This is a genomic window from Lacticaseibacillus salsurae, from assembly GCF_045862175.1.
Taxonomy (GTDB): Bacteria; Bacillota; Bacilli; order Lactobacillales; family Lactobacillaceae; genus Lacticaseibacillus; species Lacticaseibacillus salsurae.
On record NZ_BAAFZI010000103.1, the window covers coordinates 1 to 3,631 of the forward strand.

Consider the following 3,631-nt stretch of genomic DNA (forward strand, 5'->3'; position numbering starts at 1 on the left):
TCGGTCTGTTCGTGGTGCATCGATCACCAACTTCTCCGCTCAGTCAGTATTCGCAACGCTCCAAACGTTGCTTTCAGACCGGCCAGATGCGATTTCATGTCCCAAATACCGAGGTGAATAATCCAGGTTGACAGCATCGATTGCTCAAATGACTGATCAATATTCAAAGAAGTAATGAGTTCGCTACGGTGAAGAGCCGTAGCTATTTTTTTCGGAAGTGGACGAGTTAAGGTGACAAAAAGGCGTCGGCGAAAATCAAGGCGCCAAAGCCGCTGGCGATTCTGCTGTTAGGCGCAGACACTGGGGCAATCGGGCGCAGTGATCAAGGTAAGTCTGATACCATCATTGTGTGCACCATCGATCCCAAAACCAATCAGACCCATTTGTTGAGCATTCCGCGCGATACCAATGCCCAAATCATCGGCACAAAGAATTTTCGCATGTTTAAAATTAATGATGCATACAACCAAGGTGGCTCGACGATGGCGCGGGCGACGGTGGAGAAACTGTTGAATGTGCCGATCGATTATTATGTCACCATCGATATGGGTGGCTTGGAAACAGTGGTCGATGCGTTAGGCGGCATCGATGTGGATGTGCCGTTTACCTTCACCAGCTCGCATACCGATAATTTGCATTTTACCAAAGGCCCCATGCATCTCAATGGTAAATATGCGCTGGCGTATGCGCGGATGCGGCACGAAGATCCTGAGCAAGATTACGGTCGGCAAAAGCGTCAACAGCAAGTGATCAAAGCGGTGGTGAAAAAGGCGGTTTCTGGCCAAGGTTTGGCGCAGTTCACTGAATTATTGAAATCCTTGTCGCAAAACGTCAAAACGGATATGAGCTTCGATGATATGGTCGGCGTGTTCCAACATTACCCAAAAGCCACCAAAAAAATCACGTCCAGTTCGTTAAAAGGCTATACGGGCTTGGTTCAAACTACGGGCTACAGTTGGCCATTATCGTTTCAGATCCCGCCAACCGATAACTTGCAAGCCGAATCGGATCGCTTGCGCAAGATCTTAGGCCTCAAAGCGGAAACCTTGGAGAATGCAACCACCAAAGAAAATGCGTTGAACCCGAATTTCCGTTTTGAAGACGTCAATTATGATCAATATTTTGTGAATTATACCTTAACGGATTAAAAATAATCGGACGCAGCTTGTGGTTCAAGCGACGTCCGATTATTTATTTGCCAGCACCGATGCGTTGGCCTGGCTGGTTAGGCTTGGCCAACATGTATTGTTGAATGTAGCCTTCGATTTCTTGATTTTGCGGCAAGTCGGAATGGCTGGCATCATCCCCTGATACCGTGATTTGCGTATAGTGTTTGACTTGGTTTTGGAAAATATATTTCCCACATTCCACTGAAGCCAGCGGCACAATGCCGTCCCCATCATAAGTTTGTGTCCCTGCCAGCGAGTACACCGTCAGATTCTTCGGAAGTGCTTTGTGGGCTTTGATCAAGTCGGCCAGCATTTGGGTGCGGTTGTGCGGATTGCTTTCCTCCAAGTTATACGGGGTGCCGATGGTCATCAATTTATTCATCGTCACCGCTGATTTTTGATAATACTTGGCGAGAAATAATGTCAAAATCAAACCGCCATTGCTGTGTCCGATGGCGTTGAAGCGACTGAAATGGTATTTTGTGGCGAGTTGGTTAAAGGCCAGATCAAACCAGTGGGCTTGTTTTTTGATGTTGTTGTAGCCGTCTTGGTTGTTTTCAAAAGCAATCACGATATAAGGCTCGACGTCACGCGGCGCGATACGGCCTTGCGTTTTCACGGTGCCATCGGTTTTTACCGTGACTTTGAGTAAACTGTGACCGTTAGTGCGCTGGTTTAGCGTGGTGACTAAGCTATTGAAACGATTTTGCGTCGCGGAGCTCCCTGGTACCAAAATGATCGGTGACATGCGGGAATCATGGATGACTTGGGCATCGCGAACTTGGTGGTGCATCCAAGTGGTGGCGGGGATGAAAAGTGCAAGGCAGATGATCAAGAGCAAGCCGCCTAAACTGAGGGAACGAATCCATTTAGCCAAGTTGCTCACCTCCAGAAACTTTTTTGACGAATGGTAAATAAATTAAGACGGATACCAATAAACACAACACCGCGACGATCAGCGCTGGCCAATTACCGTTAGTGGTCAGCCAAGCGATCATCGGCCCAGGTGTTGTCGCCGGTACTTGGTACACCGAAGCGGCGATCAAGTGCAGCTTCAACGCACTCCATGCGATCGCGCAACTCGCTAAGGGGGCGCTGAAGTATGGAATCAACATCACCGGATTTAACCAAATGCGATAGCCCAGCATTAAAGGCAGATTTAAATTGACTAAGCTCATCGGCAGACTCCACCAAGCCAAGTGACGTTTTTCCGAGCGTTGATCGATCAATAAAATTGCGATGATCAAACCTAACGTCATCCCCACGCCGCCAAACATCGCGTATGGGCGATACAACGTGCCAATTGAAATCGGATTAGGCAAAGAATGATGCGCTAAGGCGGCATTGAGATCGGCGGTGGCTTTGGTGCCGGTTAACATCGGCATCATCGCATCGATCGGCGCGGGCAACCCTAGCCAACCAAACCCGCTATTCAACCACAATAACCACGAACCCCGTGGCGCATTGAGCGTGAGCACATGAGCAGTGGCCAAACGATCCCACCCTAATCGCAGGCCAAGGGTGATCAGTAAAGTCCCACTGGTGGTCAAGACTTTCGGTAAGTGATTGAAGCCAAAGCCGATCAGCCAACCAAAAAGTAACCCCAAAAGGATCCCATCAGCGCCAATGGCTGGACTAAAGGTCGCCATGCGCGTGGTATTTAAAATCAAATAACCGATGCCGGTGACAATACTTGCTAACTGCTTGTCGTTTTTAGTCAACGCTCGCGCTGCAAAAATCGCCATCAACAAGCCCAACAAACCGATGGTGTAAGTCGTCAATAAGGTCAGCCCATCATGCAACGTGTGAAAGCCTGGTAACCATTTTGGTAAATCAAAAACTTGCGCAAAGAATCCATCATTTGAAAAAACGCTCAACAGCAACGCTTGCGCCGCAGTGCCGATCAACACCACTGGCATCAACGGCTGAACGGTTTGTTTCAACAACTTTTGCATCAGTATCCCTCCATCGCTATCCTACCAGAAAATGGTTACAATAACAGGTGATGGAGGTGGCAATATGCAAGTGAAGTTAAGTGATCCTGGATTATTCACCTCGGTATTTGGGACATGAAATCGCATCTGGCCGGTCTGAAAGCAACGTTTGGAGCGTTGCGAATACTGACTGAGCGGAGAAGTTGGTGATCGATGCACCACGAACAGACCGACCCAGTTTTCGGCTCGACGCACGACCTATTCAGTTATTCGGTTCAGGTCGCCAACTGATGGACTTCGTCCATGAGCCGACTAAACCAGTTCTTGTAAACATAGTTAGAAGCAAGATGAATCACCACACGACGGGCGTGCCAAGTAATCCTACCGGCGATGTGAAAGAGACTGAACCGTAGCGAGGAGATGGTTGAACGACGGTCTTCCGAGACAAAGAGCTGTTTAAAGAGCTGAACCAGGTTATAGGCAATACCGGTGATCAAGGCTCGTGCAGTGTTCCGTGCAAAAGTTGAG

Annotated in this window: 4 protein-coding genes; 1 reads left to right on the forward strand and 3 read right to left on the reverse strand. The window is 48.6% G+C overall.

Features of this window, described 5'->3' with window-relative positions:
• Positions 1-254: 254 nt before the first annotated feature.
• Complete coding sequence (locus ACKTSG_RS13820) at positions 255-1,148, forward strand: LCP family protein (RefSeq protein WP_491062202.1); 894 nt, start codon at positions 255-257, stop codon at positions 1,146-1,148.
• Positions 1,149-1,191: 43 nt separating this feature from the next.
• On the opposite strand, the gene ACKTSG_RS13825 is transcribed toward ACKTSG_RS13820, so the two are convergent.
• The 3 genes from ACKTSG_RS13825 to ACKTSG_RS13835 all read right to left on the reverse strand — a co-directional run.
• Entirely contained in the window at positions 1,192-2,034 is an 843-nt protein-coding gene (locus tag ACKTSG_RS13825) for an alpha/beta hydrolase (RefSeq protein ID WP_407895579.1), read from the reverse strand.
• Between the two features lie 4 nt (positions 2,035-2,038).
• Positions 2,039-3,124: a hypothetical protein gene (locus tag ACKTSG_RS13830; protein ID WP_407895575.1), complete on the reverse strand. Its 1,086-nt coding sequence runs from the start codon at positions 3,122-3,124 to the stop codon at positions 2,039-2,041.
• Between the two features lie 254 nt (positions 3,125-3,378).
• On the reverse strand, positions 3,379-3,631 hold a 253-nt coding region (locus ACKTSG_RS13835; protein WP_407891817.1), incomplete at its 5' end, for a transposase.

Coding starts and splice junctions, on each gene's coding strand:
- ACKTSG_RS13830 (WP_407895575.1), bottom strand. CDS start 3,124: ATGCAAAAGTTGTTGAAACAAACCGTTCAGCCGTTGATGCCAGTGGTG.